Genomic DNA, 804 nt, shown 5'->3' on the forward strand with positions numbered 1-804 from the left:
TTTCACCGTTGGCAGTGTAGTAATACCAATCTTTTTGGTTGTCAGATTGGAAATGGCCGCCGGTCACGACTTGGGTAGGTAGTTGCGTTTTTTCGGTTAGGCTACCATCGGCATCTGCTAAATAGGTTTTACCGTCTACTTCAATACTTGTATCAGTTACTTTACGTCCATTATCTTTATCGTAGTAGTAATCCTTGCCATCAATGGTAATCTTTTCACCCTTTGCTTGGATGCCATTGTCATGGAAGTAGAGGTTAAAGTTATCGATGGTTTGTGGACCGGTTAGTTTGTGGCCGTCACTGTCTAGATAATACCAGTTGCCTTGCTCATCAGAAGTGAACTTGCCACCTTGTGAAGGTGTTTCCTGTGAAGTAGTTACGTTGTCGCTTGTTTCAGATGAGATTCCAACGCTCCTATCGGCAGTAGTTGTTTCATTAACTGGAGCTGCCTCAACCTTTTTATTAGTTTCACTGGCAGGCAGTGTAGCAGTCGTTTCTGTAGGCTGACTAGCGACATTAGTAGATGTAGTGTCAGTAGAGACTGCTTCACTAGAAGTATTCTCGACAACAGTACTCGTTGGAGCTACTTCGGTTCTTGTAATGAGGCTAGCACTTGTCTCAAGATTGCTGTCAGAGACGACATTTTCAGGACTGTTAACGGCAGTCGTTTCAGGCTTGACTTCATCAGCTCCGACCTGTCCTAGTCCAATTAGTGAAACTCCGATAGCCAAACTTGTGGCAGCGATCGTAATCCAATGTTTCTTAACTTTATGAAGTTTGAAACGAACTTTGTTTTCCATAAATT

1 protein-coding gene is annotated in these 804 nt (G+C 43.0%); it reads right to left on the reverse strand.

Annotated features, from left to right (window positions below; genetic code table 11):
- Positions 1 to 799 (reverse strand): KxYKxGKxW signal peptide domain-containing protein (locus AX662_RS06930; RefSeq protein ID WP_197414668.1); only part of this gene is annotated, 799 nt, incomplete at its 3' end.
- Positions 800 to 804 lie beyond the last annotated feature (5 nt).

Origin of the sequence: Streptococcus sp. CCH5-D3, from assembly GCF_001556435.1 — a bacterium.
Taxonomy (GTDB): Bacteria; Bacillota; Bacilli; order Lactobacillales; family Streptococcaceae; genus Streptococcus.